Source organism: Bradyrhizobium sp. ORS 285 (assembly GCF_900176205.1).
Taxonomy (GTDB): Bacteria; Pseudomonadota; Alphaproteobacteria; order Rhizobiales; family Xanthobacteraceae; genus Bradyrhizobium.
Genome location: NZ_LT859959.1, coordinates 2,495,633 through 2,510,603 on the forward strand (window position 1 = coordinate 2,495,633; position 14,971 = coordinate 2,510,603).

Sequence of the window (14,971 nt, forward strand, 5' to 3'; positions counted from 1 at the left end):
CCGCTCAGCCGCCGAAGCGGTCCTGCCAGGAGGGCAGGGCGCCGGCGAACGGCAGCCGCTTCGCGTGATAGACGCCGCGCGCGATCGCGCGAGCCAGCACATTGGCCGCGACCATGCCGAGCTCGCTGAGCTCGACCAACGGCTCCACAGGCTTGGCGCAGGTCGCCGCTGCAAACACGATGTCGCCGTCGAGCGGCAGGTGCACCGGATAGATCGCGCGCGCCATGCCGGTCTGCGCCATCATCGCCAACCGCTTCGCCTGCGCCTTGGTCAGGATGGCGTCGGTCACAACCAGTGTGATCGTGGTGTTCTCGGAGGCCGCCGGAGCAGGGCCGCCCTTGAGGCGCATCGCCAGCATGTCCGGCGTGAAGGCGGTGGGCAGGCCGCGGCCACCGAATTCACCGTCAACCTCGTACGGCGCAGCCCAGAACCACGGCCCATCACCGACCGTGACGCTGCCGACGGCATTGACCACCGCGATCGCCGCGACCTTGATGCCATTTGCCGTCGTCGCCGACGCCGAGCCAAGCCCGCCCTGCAGAGTGGCCGTGGTGGCGCCGAGTCCGGCGCCGACGCTGCCGAGCGCGAAGGTCGTGTCGGCTGCCGCCGCCGCTGCGTAGCCGAGCTCGCGATAGGGCGCATAGCGGCCCCACTGCTTGTTGCCGCCGTTGAGCAGGTCGAACATGATCGCGCCGGGCACGATCGGGATCAGCGCGTCGCGCACCGCAAAGCCCCGCCCTTGCTCGGCCAGCCAGGCCTGCATGCCGCTGGCGGCCTCCAGCCCGAACGCCGAGCCGCCGGACAGCGCGATGGCGTCGACACGCTCGACGGTGTTGACCGGGTCGAGCAGCGCGTCCTCGCGCACCCCGGGCCCGCCGCCACGAATGTCTATCGCGGCCACCGCCGGCTGCTCGAACAGGATCGCGGTCACGCCGGAGGCGAGCGCGGCATCATCTGCATGGCCGACGCGCACGCCGGGGATGTCGGTCAGGAGATTCTGCACGGTCGGCCTCGGCTGCAGATGATGATCGCCGAGGGATACCCCAGCCGCTCCACGCACTCAACGATCCAGGGCGATGCGGATCATCCGAGCCAGTTCCGGCTTGCGGTAGGGCTTGGCCAGCAGCAGCACGCCGGCGTCGAGACGGCCGTGATGCACGATCGCATTCTCGGTGTAACCGGAGGTGAACAGCGTCCGCAGCGACGGCCGCCGCACCCGCGCGGCATCGGCGAGCTGTCGGCCGTTCATGGCACCGGGCATGATGACGTCGGTGAACAGCAGGTCGATCTCCGGATGTTGCTCCAGCACGTCGAGCGCCTCGGCGGCGTTCGCTGCGGCAAGGGTCGTGTAGCCGAGGCTCGCCACCTGGGTGATGACATGCTGGCGCACCATCGGGTCGTCCTCGACGATCAGGATCGTCTCGCTGCCGCCACTCGTGTCGGACGCGTGCTGCTCGGCCGTCCCGCGCGGCGCAGAGGCCGAGCGTGGCAGATAGAGCTTGATCGAGGTGCCGTGCCCGACCTCGCTGTAGATCTTGATGTGGCCGCCGGACTGCTTGACGAAGCCGAACACCATGCTGAGGCCAAGCCCCGTGCCCTTGCCGACGCCCTTGGTCGAGAAGAACGGATCGAACACCTTGTCGAGATAAGCGGGAGGAATGCCGCAGCCCGTGTCGCTCACCGCGATCATGACGTAGTCGCCGACCACGACCTCGGTATTGGCTTCTGCATAGTCCTGATCGAGCGCGACGTTCGCCGTCTCCAACGTCAGCTTGCCGCCTTGCGGCATCGCATCGCGCGCATTGAGCGAGAGGTTGACGACCGCGGTAGCGAGCTGGTTCGGATCGGCCAGCGCGGTGCATGGATCGGTGCTGAGGATGCGCTCGATCTCGATGTGCTCGCCGAGCGTCGGTCGCAGCAATGCCGCCGTCTCGTTCATCAGCGCATTGACGTCGAGATCGACCGGCTGCAGCGGCTGCTTGCGGGCAAAGGCGAGCAGCTGCCGCGTGAGATGTGCGCCGCGGTCGGCGGAATCATCGATCAGCTTGGCCACGGATGCGAGTTCCGGCCGCTCCGCGACGGCGTCGGCGAGAATGGAGATGCTGCCCGTGATGACGGTGAGGATGTTGTTGAAGTCGTGGGCGACACCGCCGGTGAGCTGGCCCACGGCCTCCATCTTCTGCGCCTGGCGGAACTGGGCCTCGGCGGCGCGCTTCTCGGTGAGGTCGCGGCCGATGAAGAAATGGCGCTGCACCGGATCCGACCAACTCGCCATCCAGTTCAGAACGACTCCGCGGCCTTCCTTGTGCAGCAGCTGTGCTTCGAAATTATGGACGTCGCGGCCGCGCCGACAGTCGCGCATCTGGCTGCGGACGGCCTCGAGTTCCGGCGGATACACGAAATCGCTGGCGTTGCGTCCGACCATTTCCTCCGGCTGATAGCCCAGAATGGCGCGCGCGCTGGGGCTGACCTGCATCAGATTGCCGCGGGAATCGGCGACCAGGATCAGGTCCTGCGATGTCTCGAAAATGCGCCGCCGCTCCTCGGTTTCCCGGGTCAGCGCGTTGCGGGTGCGCTTGCTCTCGGTGATGTCGCGCGCGACCTTCGAGGCACCTATGACCGCGCCGCGCGCATCGAGGATCGGCGATACGCTGAGCGACACCTCGATCTCATGGCCGTCCTTGTGCCGGCGTATGGTCTCGTGATGCTCGATCTTCTCCCCGCCGCCAATCTCGCCGAGGATGCGGTCGACCTCGCCGCGTCGCTCGGCAGGGACGATCAGCCCGATGTCGCTGCCCAACGCTTCGTCGGCGCGATAGCCGAACAGCTGCTCGGCAGCCCGGTTCCACGACGTGATCTCGCCGTGCAGGGTCAGCGTGATGACGGCGTCGTTGGAGGATTCGACGACCGCACTGAACAGCCGTTCGCGCGCGACGAAGCGCGCCCGCTCGCTTTCGTTCTGTCGGCGCTGCTGTTGCAGCAGACGCGACAGCCGCCATTGCAAACCGACATTGTCGGCGAGCAGCACGCCGAGCACGAAGCTTGCTGCGAGCAGGCCGTAGATGCGGCCGGCGTAGTAGCCGAAATCAAACCTGGCGGCATTCAGCAACGAGGACAGCGAGAGATCGAACAGCCAGGCGCACAGCACCACCATCACCCAGAGATCGAGGATGCTGTGCGGCCGCTGCCATGCCAGCGCGACGAGCGCGACGGCGGTCACGCACCAGATGGAGCCGACGATGACCTTCAACGCCGTGGTTGCCGCGTTATCCCGGAGCAGGGCCGGCAGCAGCTCGTCGTGAGCGACCACGGTCCAGCTCAGCGCCGTCAGCACGATCACGACACCGAGGAGGGCAAGCGACAGCCAGGCTGGAACCGAGCGGCCAGGGACGGGCCGACTGTTCCTGTCCAGCGCATAGCAGAGGACCAGAAGGGGGAACCCGCCATGCCAGATCATGTAGATCCAGACCGCGCTCTGTGAGCCTGCGCCGAGCAGGCCGGTCGGTGCGTAGAGGCCGGGGAATACCAGGGTGTGCAGCAAGGCGGCCGGCGCCGTGAACAGGTAGCCCGAGGCAAGCCAAAGCAGCGCGCGCGAACGCAGCAGCACGAATTGAGAGAACAGCAGGAACGCGGTGATGAGATCGTTCAGCGCCAGTGCAGATTGATAGCTCGCAACGAATGCAGGCGCCGCCGGAAGCTGCACCTTGGCAAAGGGAGCGGCGGCGGCAAAGAGCACGGCTGAGACGGCAACCGCGATCAATGCTGCGAGTTGGTCTCGGCGTGTTGCGGTGGACGTCGACAGAAGAACTTCGCTTGGATCCTCGATGCTTTGCATCTCCAAAGTCCTGCGCATCCGGCATCAACGCGCTGCGCGAAGCATTGATGCCACTGACGCGCGAGAAATATATCTACTCAAATTTTGGTTGTATGGTACCAGTTTGGAACGTTCGGTAGAATGAGTCGTGATTTGCAGTAACTGCACCTTTACCGCAACCGGGATAAATATACCCGTAGTTGTACATGATTTCTTTTTATGTTGTAGGCTGTCCAACAAAAATTTCTGGAGATTTTGATGCCACGGATTCTTGTGGTGGATGATCAGAAGGACGTGCGGGCCATGATCAGCATGGTGCTGCGCGTCAATCAGTTCGACGTGGTCGAAGCGGGAACCGCAGCGGCCGGACTACAATTGTTCCGCGACCAGGCCTTTGACGCCGTGATTGTCGACATCTATCTCGACGATTGCAACGGTCTCGATCTGGTCGGCGAGATGCGTGGGCTGGTTCCCGATATGCCGGTCGTGGCGGTGTCGGGCATGACCGCCTTCGACGGGGCGGCGATGTCGGAACAGCTGACTCGCGTGGTCTACCTGCAGAAGCCGTTCCGCCCTGGTGAATTGCTGCACGCCGTGGAGACGGCCCGTGCAGCCGTCAAGGACGCGCGGCCGCTCTCTGTCTGCGCCGGGTAATCTTTCGGATCGCGCTTCACACCATCCCATCAGCAGAACGCCCCGGTCATCGACCGGGGCGTTTGCATTTTGATGAAGCTGGATCAGCAGCGCTGATCAGGAGCCCTTGCCGCCGAGTTCGGCGTAGCCGCCCTTGGCGTCCCACTTGTAAACGACGTAGTCGATCTGCTTGATGTCGCCCTTGGCGTCGAAGCCGAGCTTGCCGAGCACCGTGTCCCACTCGCCGGCCTTGATGGTGTCCATCACCTTCTTGGCGTCGGTGGTGTTGGCCTTCTTCACGGCCTGCGACCAGACCTGGATCGCGGCGTAGGTGTAGAGCGTGTAGCCTTCGGGGTCGATGTTCTTGGCCTTGAACTTGTCGACGATCGCCTTCGCGGTCGGCTTGTTGCGCGGCTCGGGACCGAAGGTGAAGAGGGTGCCTTCCGCAGCCGGGCCGGTGATCGAGGCGAATTCCTTGTCGTTCATGGCGTCGCCCGCCATCAGGATCGTCTTCAGGCCCTGGTCGCGCATCTGACGCAGGATCAGGCCGGCTTCCTGATGATAGCCGCCGACATAGACGAGGTCGATGTTCTCACGCTTCAGGCGCGACACGATCGCGTTGAAGTCCTTGTCGCCCTTGTTGTAGGACTCGAACATCTTCTCGGTGACGCCGGCCTTGTTGAGCGCCTTCTTGGTCTCGTCGGCGAGACCCTTGCCGTAGGTGGTCTTGTCGTTGAGGATCGCGATGTTCTTGCCCTTGAAGTTCTTCGCGATGTAGTTCGCGGCAACCAGGCCCTGCTGATCGTCACGGCCGCAGACGCGCGCCACGTTCCACAGCTTGCGCTCGGTGAACAGCGGGTTGGTCGAGGCCGGGGTGATCTGCAGCACGTTGCTGTCGGCATAGGCCTCGGAGGCCGGGATCGACGACGACGAGCAGAAGTGACCGGCGACGAACGGAATGCCGGAGCCGGCGAGCTTCTCGGCGACCGAACGGGCCTGCTTGGGATCGCAGGCATCGTCACCCACCTGCAGGGCGAGCTTTTTGCCGAGCACGCCGCCTGCGGCATTGAGGTCGGCAATCGCCATCTCGGCGCCGTTCTGCATCTGGCGGCCGAAGGCCGACTCGCCGCCGGTCATCGGGCCGGCCACGGCGATGGTGATGTCGTCGGCAAAGGCCGCGGTCGAGAGCGCAAGCGTGGCGCCCACGGCCAGACCGATCAGTTTGAGTGGTTTCATGAGAAATCCTCACAGGGGTAGGTCGACATGGAAATGGCCCGAACGGCGGGCCGCAGACCGCGCGCATTGTGGCTGATTTTCCGCCGAAGTCACCGGCAAATTTCGGGGAGACCGACGAAGGACTAAGGCCATTTCGGCCGGGCTTTTCGGCCGGCCGCTTTAGTGACGGCCGCCCTCCAGATAGGCCGCGCGGATCTCAGGCCGTTGCAAGAGCTCAGTCCCGGTGCCTGACAAGGTGATCATGCCGTTCACCAGCACGTAGCCGCGATGGGCGAGCTTGAGCGCATGATTGGCGTTCTGCTCGACGATCAGCACGGTCAAGCCGTCCTGACGGTTGAGTGTCCGGATCGCGTCAAAAATCTGTCGTGCGATCAGCGGCGCAAGGCCGAGCGAGGGCTCGTCGAGCAGCAGCAGCCGGGGTCGGCTCATCAGCGCGCGACCGATCGCCAGCATCTGCTGCTCGCCGCCGGACAACGTGCCGCCGCGCTGGTCGATGCGCTCCTTCAGCCGCGGGAACAGCGCAAACACGCGCTCCAGCGTGTCGGCGCGCTGCGCCTCCGTCGTGTCGCCGGCATCGGCGCCCATCTGCAGGTTTTCCGCGACGCTCATGCGCGGGAAAATGCGGCGGCCTTCGGGCGACTGCGCGATTTTGAGCCGCGCGATGAGGTGGGTCGGCACCTGCGTGATGTCGCTGCCGTCATAGACGATGTTGCCGGAGCTGGCGCGCGGGCGGCCGAAGATCGACATCATCAAGGTCGACTTGCCGGCGCCATTGGCGCCGATCAGCGCGACGATCTCGCCGGCCTTGATGTCGAGATCGACGCCCTTGAGCGCTTCGATCTTGCCATAGGACGCGCGCAACTTCTGGATCTGGAGCAGGGACGCGCTCACGCCTCGGCCTCCATCACGGCTGCGGCCTCTTCCTCATCGGTGCCGAGATAGGCGGCGATCACCTTGGGATCGTCGCGGATCTCGCGCGGCGTGCCCTCGGCGATCTTGACGCCATAGTCCATCACCACGACGTGGTCGGAGATTTCCATCACCACGCTCATGTCGTGCTCGATCAGAAGGATCGAGGTGCCGTGCTCACTGCGGATCGACAGCAGTAGCTCATTCAAGGCGCTGCTTTCGCGCGCGTTGAGGCCAGCGGCCGGCTCGTCGAGGCAAAGCAGGGCAGGCCCGGTGCACATCGCGCGCGCGATCTCGAGCCGACGCTGATCGCCATAGGCGAAATTGCCGGCGGCATCGTCGGCGCGGTCGAGCAGTCCGACGCGCTTCAGCCAGAACACCGCATTGTCGATCGCGCTCTGCTCCGCGGCGCGCCACGAGGGCACGCCGAGCAGTCCGAGAAACGTCAGGCCGGACGCCTTCATCAAGGCATTGTGCTGCGCCACCATCAGGTTCTCCAGCGCCGTCATGCCGGGAAACAGCCGGATGTTCTGGAAGGTGCGCGCCACCTTCGCCTGCTTGGAGATGTTGTAGTCCTTCAGCTTCTGCATCTCGAACTGCGCGCCGTCATCATGCGTCAGCCGGATCACGCCGGAGGTCGGCTTGTAGAAGCCGGTGATGCAGTTGAACACGGTGGTCTTGCCGGCGCCGTTGGGGCCGATGAGGGCCGTGATCTGCTTGCGCTGCGCGGTGAACGAGAGCGCATTGACGGCGACGATGCCGCCGAAGCGCATGGTGAGGTTTTCGAGCGCGAGAATGGGAGCGGAGCTCATCCGTGGCCTTCCTTGACGAGGTCCGAAGAGATGCTCTGGGATTTTTCCAGGAACACGGTGGGTGCGCGATGGCCGACGATGCCGCGCGGCCGCCAGATCATGATCAGCACCATGGCGAGCCCGAACACCAGCATGCGGTAGACCTCGAGGCTGCGGAACAGCTCGAAGCCGCCGATCATGGCGAGCGCCGCCAGCGCCACGCCGAGCTGCGACCCCATGCCGCCGAGCACGACGATGGCGAGCACCAGCGCGGATTCCTGGAAGGTGAAGGATTCCGGGCTGATGAAGCCCTGGCGCGTGGCGAAGAAGGCGCCTGCGAAGCCGCCGAACATCGCGCCGGTCGCGAACGCCGTCAGCTTGGTCGTGGTGATGTTGATGCCGAGCGCGCGGCAGGCGACCTCGTCTTCGCGCAACGCTTCCCAGGCGCGGCCAATCGGGAGCCGCCGCAGCCGGATGGTGACCCAGTTGGTCAGCAGCGCCAGTGCCAGGATCAGATAGAACAGGAAGACGAAGCGATGCGTCGGTGAGAACGGAATGCCGAGCATCGCTGCAAGACCGCCTTCACCGGGGGTCAAAGGAATGCCGAACAGGCTCGGACGCGGAATGCCCGAGATGCCGTTGGGGCCGCCAGTGACCTCCTGCCAGTTGATCAGAACCAGGCGGATGATCTCGCCGAACGCCAAGGTGACGATCGCGAGATAGTCACCACGCAGGCGCAGCACGGGGAAGCCCAGCAACACGCCCCAGAAGGCGGCGAGGATGCCGGCAAGCGGCAGGCAGATCCAGAACGAAAGGCCGAAGGTGGTCGACAGCAATCCGTAGGAATAAGCGCCGACCGCGTAGAACGCGACATAGCCGAGGTCGAGCAGCCCGGCGAGGCCGACCACGACATTGAGGCCCCAGCCCAGCATCACATAGGTCAGCACGAGGATGCCGAGATCGAGAATGTAGCGCTGATTGTAGAAGATCACCGGCACGAGGAAGGTGAAGATCAAGAGCGCCGGCGCGAGATAGCGGCCGGCGACCGACAGGCCGCTCTGCACGGATGCCGGCACGAAGCTGCCGAGGCCGCCGCGCGGCCCGAGCCACAGGCGCAGCAGCTCGACCACGATCGAGCCGACGAACACGGCGCCGACGAGGCTGGCGAGCTCGCCGAACCGGGTCCAATATTCGAGCTGGCCGCTCTGGCCGGCCTCGGTGCGGACGCCGACCATCAGCGAGAACAGGCCAAGGGCGACCAGGGCGCTGAGGACGGCTTTCTTGAGGATGAAGGCGGCTCCGACAGGCTCGGAGCCATTCGACTGGACAGATGGAGGAAGGGACGCGCTCACACGGGCTCCGTCGTCAGACTTTTTCGACTTCGGGACGGCCCAGCAGGCCGGTCGGCATGAAGATCAGCACCACGATCAGGATCGAGAACGCCGCGACGTCCTTGTATTCGACCGAGAAATAGGCCGACCAGAACGTCTCGATCAAGCCGATCGCAAGACCCCCGAGCATCGCTCCCGGCAGCGAGCCGATGCCGCCGAGCACGGCGGCCGTGAACGCCTTGATGCCGGCGACGAAGCCCATGAAGAAATCGACCAGGCCGTAGTAGAGCAGGTACATCATGCCGGCGACGGCAGCGAGGGCTGCGCCGATCACGAAGGTCATCGAGATGGTGCGGTCGACGTCGACGCCGAGCAGCGCGGCCATGGTCTGGTCCTGCTCGCAGGCGCGCATGTCGCGGCCAAGCCGGGTGCGCGACACCAGCCAGGTGAACAGGCCGAGCAGAACGATCGTGGTGATCACGACGACGATCTGGATATTCGAGAGCTGCACGACGAAGCCGCTGCCGCCTTCGTGCAAGGTGTAGCCGCCGGTGATGATCGGCGGCACCGGCTTCACCCGCGCGCCCTGCGACACCTGAGAGAAGTTCGTCAGCACGAACGACATGCCGATCGCAGACAGCATCGGCGCCAGGCGGAAGGAATGGCGCAGCGGCCGATAGGCGATGCGCTCGATGGTCCAGCCGTACAGCGCGGTGATCGCCATCGAGACCAAGAGCACGATCAGCAGAATGACGGGGACGGCGGTCAAGCCGACCGAGACCAGCACCAGGAAGGAGATCAGCGCGATGAAGCCGCCGATCATGAAGACGTCGCCATGGGCGAAATTGATCATGCCGACGATGCCGTAGACCATGGTGTAGCCAATGGCGATCAGGCCGTAGATCGAGCCGAGCACGAGGCCGTTGATGAGCTGCTGCGCGAAATAATCCATGAACTGCCGTTATTGAGACTACGGGGCTGAGACTTCCGAGACCGGTTCGCAACGCGGCGGGGGCCCGCGGAACGGGTGCCCGCACCCGTGGAGCTTGCACCCGCGGCCGAAGGCGACGCGTGGTGAAGTACTAACAGCTAGGAACCGGGTGCCGCAACAGCGTGCAGCGCCACAATTAGGGGCTTATCCCGCCTGCTTTGAGGGCGCGGTTCCCCTGCCGCAATCAGGCCAGACGATGGCCATCCCATGACCGCGAGGGAACAGTGCACCGAGGCAACGCCCAAGGCGCTCGCGCATTGGTTGTTGTGTCATCTCAAAGGGAGCCACGCATGAGCAGCCTCACCGACAAGAACCAGGGCCACCAGAACCCCGGTCAGAACCAGCAGGGGCAGACCCAGGGCAAGCCGATCCGCCAGGACCAAGGGCGGGAGCCCGATCCGCAACGTCAGGACTCGCGCGGGCTGGAGCGCGATGCCTGAAGGGCAGGGCTCCGGGCGATAGGCTCTCCTGATCTCTGCTGCAGCTCGTGACACGCGCTCCCGCGCGTTCGTCTGCGGCCGCGGCGTTAAGGTAAACAAAGGGTTTAAATTGCCCGGTGCATTTGTCGCGCGTTAGCTCGTCTGGAACCTGCCGGACGGGCGGGACTGGGATGCAGAGGCGGCGCAACATGATCAAGAACTGCGTGATCAGGAACTGGCGGCTCAGCTGCGTCAACGGCGTGCTGCTGGCGCTGTATTTTGTCCCGGCCTGGACTGTCGTGGCTTTCCAGATCATGGTGTCGCCGATCCAGGGGCTGTTCGCCCGGCCCAACATCGCTGTCGCGCTGTTCATCAGCGATCATCTGCATCTCTCGAGCATCGACACGGTGCGCGCCGCCTGGCTGTTGGCGCTGGCGCGATTGACGGTCGCAGGCTTCTTCGCGATGTTTCTCGTCCTGATCCTCGTGCCACGGGTGCGAAAGGTGGCGGGCTACGTCGAGGCGCTCTCGATCGGGCTCGGCCTCGGCAGCGTGCTGGCCTTCACGAGCATGATCCTGGCCGCAAAGGTCGGGGAGACCCAGGCGTTGCGTCTGCATGCCACCGAGCTGCTGATGCTGCTCGGAACGGCCATCATCATGCTGGTGGAAAAGCCGTCGTCCCCGGCCGTCGCATCGGCTTCCGCGTCCGTCCCGGACTTGAGCGTCGAGGGCTCGGCGCAGCCCAGCGCTTGACCTGCGTCCCTCAGCGCTGCGTCAGAAAGCCGAGCACCGCGTCGTTGAACGCACCGGCTGCCTCGACATTGGAGATGTGCGCCGCATCGACGATGGTCATGCTGGCGCCTGGGATCCGGCTGCGAATCGCTTCCGCCATCGAGATCGGCGTCGATTTGTCATAGCGGCCGGCGACGACCAGCGTCGGGCTCTTGATGTTGGGCAGATCGTCGCGCAGGTCGAGCGCCCTCAGCGCTTCGCAGCAGGCGAGATAGCCCTCGACCGGCGTCGCCACCAGCATCGCCTTCATCCGATCGGCGATCTCCGGATTGTGATCGCGAAAGTCCTGCGTCAGCCAGCCGGCGATCACCGTGTCCGCGATTCCCGCGAGACCGCCGTCCCGAACCGCCTTGATCCGTGCGTCCCAGATCGCCGGATCGGGGTAATGGCAGGTGGTGTTGGCGAGCACGACCTTGCCGACGCGCTCTGGCGCGTGCGCCGCCAGCCACTGGCCGACCATGCCGCCCATCGAGACGCCGCACCAATGCACTTTATCGATGTTGAGGTCGTCGAGAATAGCCAGCGCGTCACGGCCGAATCGTTCGATGGAGTACGGGCCGGGGGCGACCTGAGACTTGCCGTGGCCGCGCCGATCGTAGCGGATGACGCGAAACACCTGCGTGAAAGCGCGCATCTGCGGCTCCCACATCTGCAAGGTCGAGCCGAGCGAGTTCGACAGCATCAGGGTCGGCCCGCCGTCGCGGCCCTCGACGGTGACGTTCAACAGGCAACCGTCGGCATCGATCATCGGCATGGGCGCAATCCTTGTCGCAGCCGGCGATGATCGCCGGAGGAATCGTGCAGATTTGATGGCGAACTAACCATTGCGGGCGCCGCCTGCCAATCGAAACTCGACGGCCGAGAGGCCCGGAATGCTGCGGTGCTCCCGCGTTTCTGCAACGCTTGACGGCGCTGCTTGCCCTTCCTTTTGGGCGTTCGGTGCTTTACTTGAATGCCTCTAACCGCGCCAATCCGGGGGAAATGCTCATGGCAATGACGATGACGGGCGAGGTCCAGCTGGCGGCTCCGCGTGAGGCCGTCTGGGCCAAGCTGAACGATCCTGAGGTGCTCAAGGCCTGCATCCCCGGCTGCGAGGAGCTGGAGAAGACCGAGGATGGCGGCTTCCGCGCCGTCGCCAAGATGAAGGTCGGACCGGTGTCCGCGCGCTTCAAGGGCAAGGTCACCTTGAGCGATCTCGATCCGCCGAACGGCTACAAGATCTCCGGTGAGGGCGAGGGCGGCGTCGCCGGATTCGCCAAGGGCGGGGCGGTCGTCGGGCTGGCGGAAAAGGATGGCGGCACGCTGCTGAGCTACAATGTCGATGCGCAGATCGGCGGCAAGCTGGCGCAGCTCGGCCAGCGCCTGATCAACGGCGCTGCAAAGAAACTCGCCGACGAATTCTTTGCGAACTTCGCCAAGGCCGTCCAAGGATGACGGTTCAAGGCTGATCGCAACTGACCCATGCGCTGTCCGGGGCGAGGTTGCCCGTCGCGGAGAGCGCCAATATGATGGTTTTCGACCGATTTTTGCTGGGCTGCGCTGCAGTGCAACGCTGTGCGCGGAATATAGAGAGTCCTGAATGGCCAAGATTTCCATGATTGTGAACGGTAACCCCGTCACGGCGAATGTCGACCCGCGGACGCTGCTCGTGCAGTTCCTGCGCGAGAATCTGCGCCTCACCGGCACCCATGTCGGCTGTGACACCTCGCAGTGCGGCGCCTGCGTCGTCCATCTCGACGGCAAGGCGGTGAAGTCTTGCACGACCTTGGCCGTGATGGCCGATGGTCACGAGGTCCGCACCATTGAAGGTCTCGCCGCCGATGGCGCACCGCTGCATCCGATGCAGGAGGCTTTCCGCGAGCACCATGGTCTGCAGTGCGGCTTCTGCACGCCCGGCATGATCATGACCGCCGTCGACCTCGTCCACCGCAAGGGCCATGAGCTCAGCGAGGAGACGATTCGCGAGGAGCTCGAAGGCAATCTCTGCCGCTGCACGGGTTATCAGAACATCGTGCAATCTATTGCCGCCGGCGCCAAGGCGATGGCCAAATCGGACCTCGCCTAGCTGCCCGACCCCGCCTCAGCCGCCCGCCGCGACAGGATATCCCCCCATGTACGAATTCAAATATCACCGGCCGGCCACCGTGCGCCAGGCCGCGAATCTCCTCACCAAGAACGAGGACGCCAAGCTGGTCGCCGGCGGTCATACGCTGGTGCCCGTGATGAAGCAGCGGCTCGCCAGCCCGCCGCATCTGGTGGATCTCTCGCATGTCGAAGGTCTCGACACGATCGAGGTCAAGGGCCGCAACCTCGTCATCGGCGCCATGGCGCGCCATGCTGACGTCGCGAACTCCGCGACCGTCGGCGAAGCCATTCCCGCGCTCGCGCATCTGGCCAGTCTGATCGGCGACCCCGCCGTGCGCCATCGCGGCACGATCGGCGGCTCGATCGCCAACAACGATCCGACGGCGGACTATCCGGCGGCGTGCCTTGCGCTCGGCGCCACCATCGTGACCAACAAGCGCAAGCTGAAGGCCGAGGAGTTCTTCCAGGGCCTGTTCACGACCGCGCTCGAGCCGGACGAGATCATCACCAAGGTGAGCTTCCCGCTGGCGAAGAAGGCCGCTTATGTGAAGTTCCGCAACCAGGCCTCGCGCTACGCGCTGGTCGGCGTGTTCGTCGCGCGCCGTCCGTCGGACGTGCGCGTGGCTGTGACCGGCGCCGGCGGCAACGGCGTGTTCCGCGTCACCGCCTTCGAGGAGGCGTTGCAGAAGCGCTTCTCGCCGAAGGTGCTGGAAGGCATCCCGGTGTCGGCCGAGGGCCTCAACAGCGACATCCACGGCAGCGCCGAATATCGCGCCCATCTGATCGGCGTGCTCGCGCGCCGCGCGGTCGATGCCGCCAATGCAGGAGCCAAGGCCTCGACGGCGGAAACGGCCGAGCCCGAGGCTCCAGCGTCGTGACAGGCGCCTACGGTCAAGGAGGGCGGTCTCGCTCATGAGTGCTGCAGCGCTGCCGGCATCGGTCGATGCTATGGTCGAATTGTTGTCGTCGCGCGGCTATTTGGCCGAGCGCTCGCTGGCGACGGTGACCTATCTGTCGCTGCGCATGGGCCGGCCGCTGTTCCTCGAAGGCGAGGCTGGCGTCGGCAAGACCGAGATCGCCAAGGTCTTATCGGCCGCGCTCGGCCGCAAGCTGATCCGCCTGCAATGCTACGAGGGTCTCGACGTCGCCTCCGCCGTCTATGAGTGGAATTCTGCGGCGCAGATGATCGCGATCCGGCTCGCGGAAGCCGGCGGCGATGTCGATCGCGATCAGCTGTCGTCGGACATCTTCGCCGATCGCTATCTGATCAAGCGCCCGCTGCTGCAGGCGCTTGAGCCGGATGTAGCCGGGGCGCCGGTGCTGCTGATCGACGAGCTCGACCGCGCCGACGAGGCGTTCGAGGCCTATCTGCTCGAGATCCTCTCCGACTTCCAGGTGACGATCCCCGAGTTCGGCACCGTCAAGGCGCCGCATGCGCCGATCGTCATCATCACCTCGAACCGCACCCGCGAGATCCACGACGCGCTGAAGCGGCGCTGTCTGTATCACTGGGTCGACTATCCCTCCGCCGAGCGCGAGCTCGCCATCGTCAAGACCCGGCTGCCCGGCATCTCGCAACGGCTGTCGCAGCAGGTCGTGCGCTTCGTGCAGGCGCTACGCGACCAGGATTTCTACAAGTCGCCTGGTGTCGCCGAGACGCTGGACTGGGCGACGGCGCTGACCGAGCTCGACGCGCGTTCGCTGAACGCGGAAGTCGTCGGCGACACGCTCGGCGCGCTGCTCAAGTATCAGGACGACATCGCCCGCATGCAGGGCGATACGCTGAACAAGGTGATCAAGGACGCGACCAGCGAGACGTGAGCCGAGGTCGCGCAAACAATAAAGCTCGTCATTCCGGGGCGCCCGGAGGGCGAGCTACGATGCGCAATTGCGCATCGGGGAATTCATACTCACGATCGTGGTTATGGATTCCGAGCCCATGCGTCGCATGTCCCGGAATGACGACCTCAG

The 14,971-nt window shown here is 65.0% G+C and carries 15 protein-coding genes; 7 read left to right on the top strand and 8 right to left on the bottom strand.

Annotated features, from left to right (window positions below; translation table 11 throughout):
• Nucleotides 1–4: 4 nt before the first annotated feature.
• Together BRAD285_RS11295 and BRAD285_RS11300 are read right to left on the bottom strand one after the other, a co-directional pair.
• Nucleotides 5–1,003 (bottom strand): P1 family peptidase, encoded by a 999-nt coding sequence (locus tag BRAD285_RS11295; protein ID WP_006612369.1) that lies wholly within the window; start codon nucleotides 1,001–1,003, stop codon nucleotides 5–7.
• Between the two features lie 57 nt (nucleotides 1,004–1,060).
• The gene (locus tag BRAD285_RS11300) at nucleotides 1,061–3,835 is read right to left on the bottom strand and encodes a PAS domain S-box protein (RefSeq protein WP_006612368.1); all 2,775 of its coding nucleotides are present in this window, start codon (nucleotides 3,833–3,835) and stop codon (nucleotides 1,061–1,063) included.
• 237 nt (nucleotides 3,836–4,072) lie between these two features.
• On the opposite strand from BRAD285_RS11300, the gene BRAD285_RS11305 reads away from it, so the two are divergent.
• Nucleotides 4,073–4,468, top strand: coding sequence for a response regulator (locus tag BRAD285_RS11305; protein ID WP_006612367.1), 396 nt, complete (start codon nucleotides 4,073–4,075; stop codon nucleotides 4,466–4,468).
• Nucleotides 4,469–4,564: 96 nt separating this feature from the next.
• Here the strand turns inward: BRAD285_RS11305 and BRAD285_RS11310 are convergent, their stop codons facing one another.
• The 5 genes from BRAD285_RS11310 to BRAD285_RS11330 form a co-directional block, all read right to left on the bottom strand.
• Complete coding sequence (locus BRAD285_RS11310; RefSeq protein ID WP_006612366.1) at nucleotides 4,565–5,683, bottom strand: branched-chain amino acid ABC transporter substrate-binding protein; 1,119 nt, start codon at nucleotides 5,681–5,683, stop codon at nucleotides 4,565–4,567.
• 159 nt (nucleotides 5,684–5,842) lie between these two features.
• Nucleotides 5,843–6,574 (bottom strand): ABC transporter ATP-binding protein, encoded by a 732-nt coding sequence (locus BRAD285_RS11315; protein ID WP_006612365.1) that lies wholly within the window; start codon nucleotides 6,572–6,574, stop codon nucleotides 5,843–5,845.
• A complete protein-coding gene (locus BRAD285_RS11320; RefSeq protein WP_006612364.1) occupies nucleotides 6,571–7,404 on the bottom strand; it encodes an ABC transporter ATP-binding protein in 834 nt (277 codons plus the stop codon). Before BRAD285_RS11320 ends, BRAD285_RS11315 begins: the two co-directional genes overlap by 4 nt.
• Nucleotides 7,401–8,735 carry a high-affinity branched-chain amino acid ABC transporter permease LivM gene (livM, locus tag BRAD285_RS11325; protein ID WP_006612363.1) on the bottom strand — a complete coding sequence of 445 codons (1,335 nt, stop codon included), beginning with the start codon at nucleotides 8,733–8,735 and terminating at the stop codon, nucleotides 7,401–7,403. Before livM ends, BRAD285_RS11320 begins: the two co-directional genes overlap by 4 nt.
• Before the next feature lie 13 nt (nucleotides 8,736–8,748).
• On the bottom strand, nucleotides 8,749–9,666 hold the full coding sequence (locus BRAD285_RS11330; RefSeq protein ID WP_006612362.1) for a branched-chain amino acid ABC transporter permease: 918 nt from the start codon (nucleotides 9,664–9,666) through the stop codon (nucleotides 8,749–8,751).
• 329 nt (nucleotides 9,667–9,995) lie between these two features.
• Between BRAD285_RS11330 and BRAD285_RS35740 the strand changes: the two genes are divergently transcribed.
• Together BRAD285_RS35740 and BRAD285_RS11335 are read left to right on the top strand one after the other, a co-directional pair.
• Nucleotides 9,996–10,145 carry a hypothetical protein gene (locus BRAD285_RS35740; protein WP_172889759.1) on the top strand — a complete coding sequence of 50 codons (150 nt, stop codon included), beginning with the start codon at nucleotides 9,996–9,998 and terminating at the stop codon, nucleotides 10,143–10,145.
• Between the two features lie 188 nt (nucleotides 10,146–10,333).
• Nucleotides 10,334–10,876 carry a hypothetical protein gene (locus tag BRAD285_RS11335; RefSeq protein WP_006612360.1) on the top strand — a complete coding sequence of 181 codons (543 nt, stop codon included), beginning with the start codon at nucleotides 10,334–10,336 and terminating at the stop codon, nucleotides 10,874–10,876.
• A gap of 10 nt (nucleotides 10,877–10,886) precedes the next feature.
• On the opposite strand, the gene pcaD is transcribed toward BRAD285_RS11335, so the two are convergent.
• Nucleotides 10,887–11,669, bottom strand: a complete 783-nt coding sequence (gene pcaD / locus BRAD285_RS11340) for a 3-oxoadipate enol-lactonase (protein ID WP_006612359.1) — start codon at nucleotides 11,667–11,669, stop codon at nucleotides 10,887–10,889.
• 233 nt (nucleotides 11,670–11,902) lie between these two features.
• On the opposite strand from pcaD, the gene BRAD285_RS11345 reads away from it, so the two are divergent.
• From BRAD285_RS11345 to BRAD285_RS11360, 4 genes are all read left to right on the top strand, one after another.
• Entirely contained in the window at nucleotides 11,903–12,349 is a 447-nt protein-coding gene (locus BRAD285_RS11345; RefSeq protein WP_006612358.1) for a carbon monoxide dehydrogenase subunit G, read from the top strand.
• A 145-nt stretch (nucleotides 12,350–12,494) separates the two neighbouring features.
• Nucleotides 12,495–12,980 carry a (2Fe-2S)-binding protein gene (locus BRAD285_RS11350; protein ID WP_006612357.1) on the top strand — a complete coding sequence of 162 codons (486 nt, stop codon included), beginning with the start codon at nucleotides 12,495–12,497 and terminating at the stop codon, nucleotides 12,978–12,980.
• Between the two features lie 46 nt (nucleotides 12,981–13,026).
• Complete coding sequence (locus BRAD285_RS11355; RefSeq protein WP_006612356.1) at nucleotides 13,027–13,878, top strand: xanthine dehydrogenase family protein subunit M; 852 nt, start codon at nucleotides 13,027–13,029, stop codon at nucleotides 13,876–13,878.
• 34 nt (nucleotides 13,879–13,912) lie between these two features.
• Complete coding sequence (locus tag BRAD285_RS11360; protein ID WP_006612355.1) at nucleotides 13,913–14,821, top strand: MoxR family ATPase; 909 nt, start codon at nucleotides 13,913–13,915, stop codon at nucleotides 14,819–14,821.
• Nucleotides 14,822–14,971 lie beyond the last annotated feature (150 nt).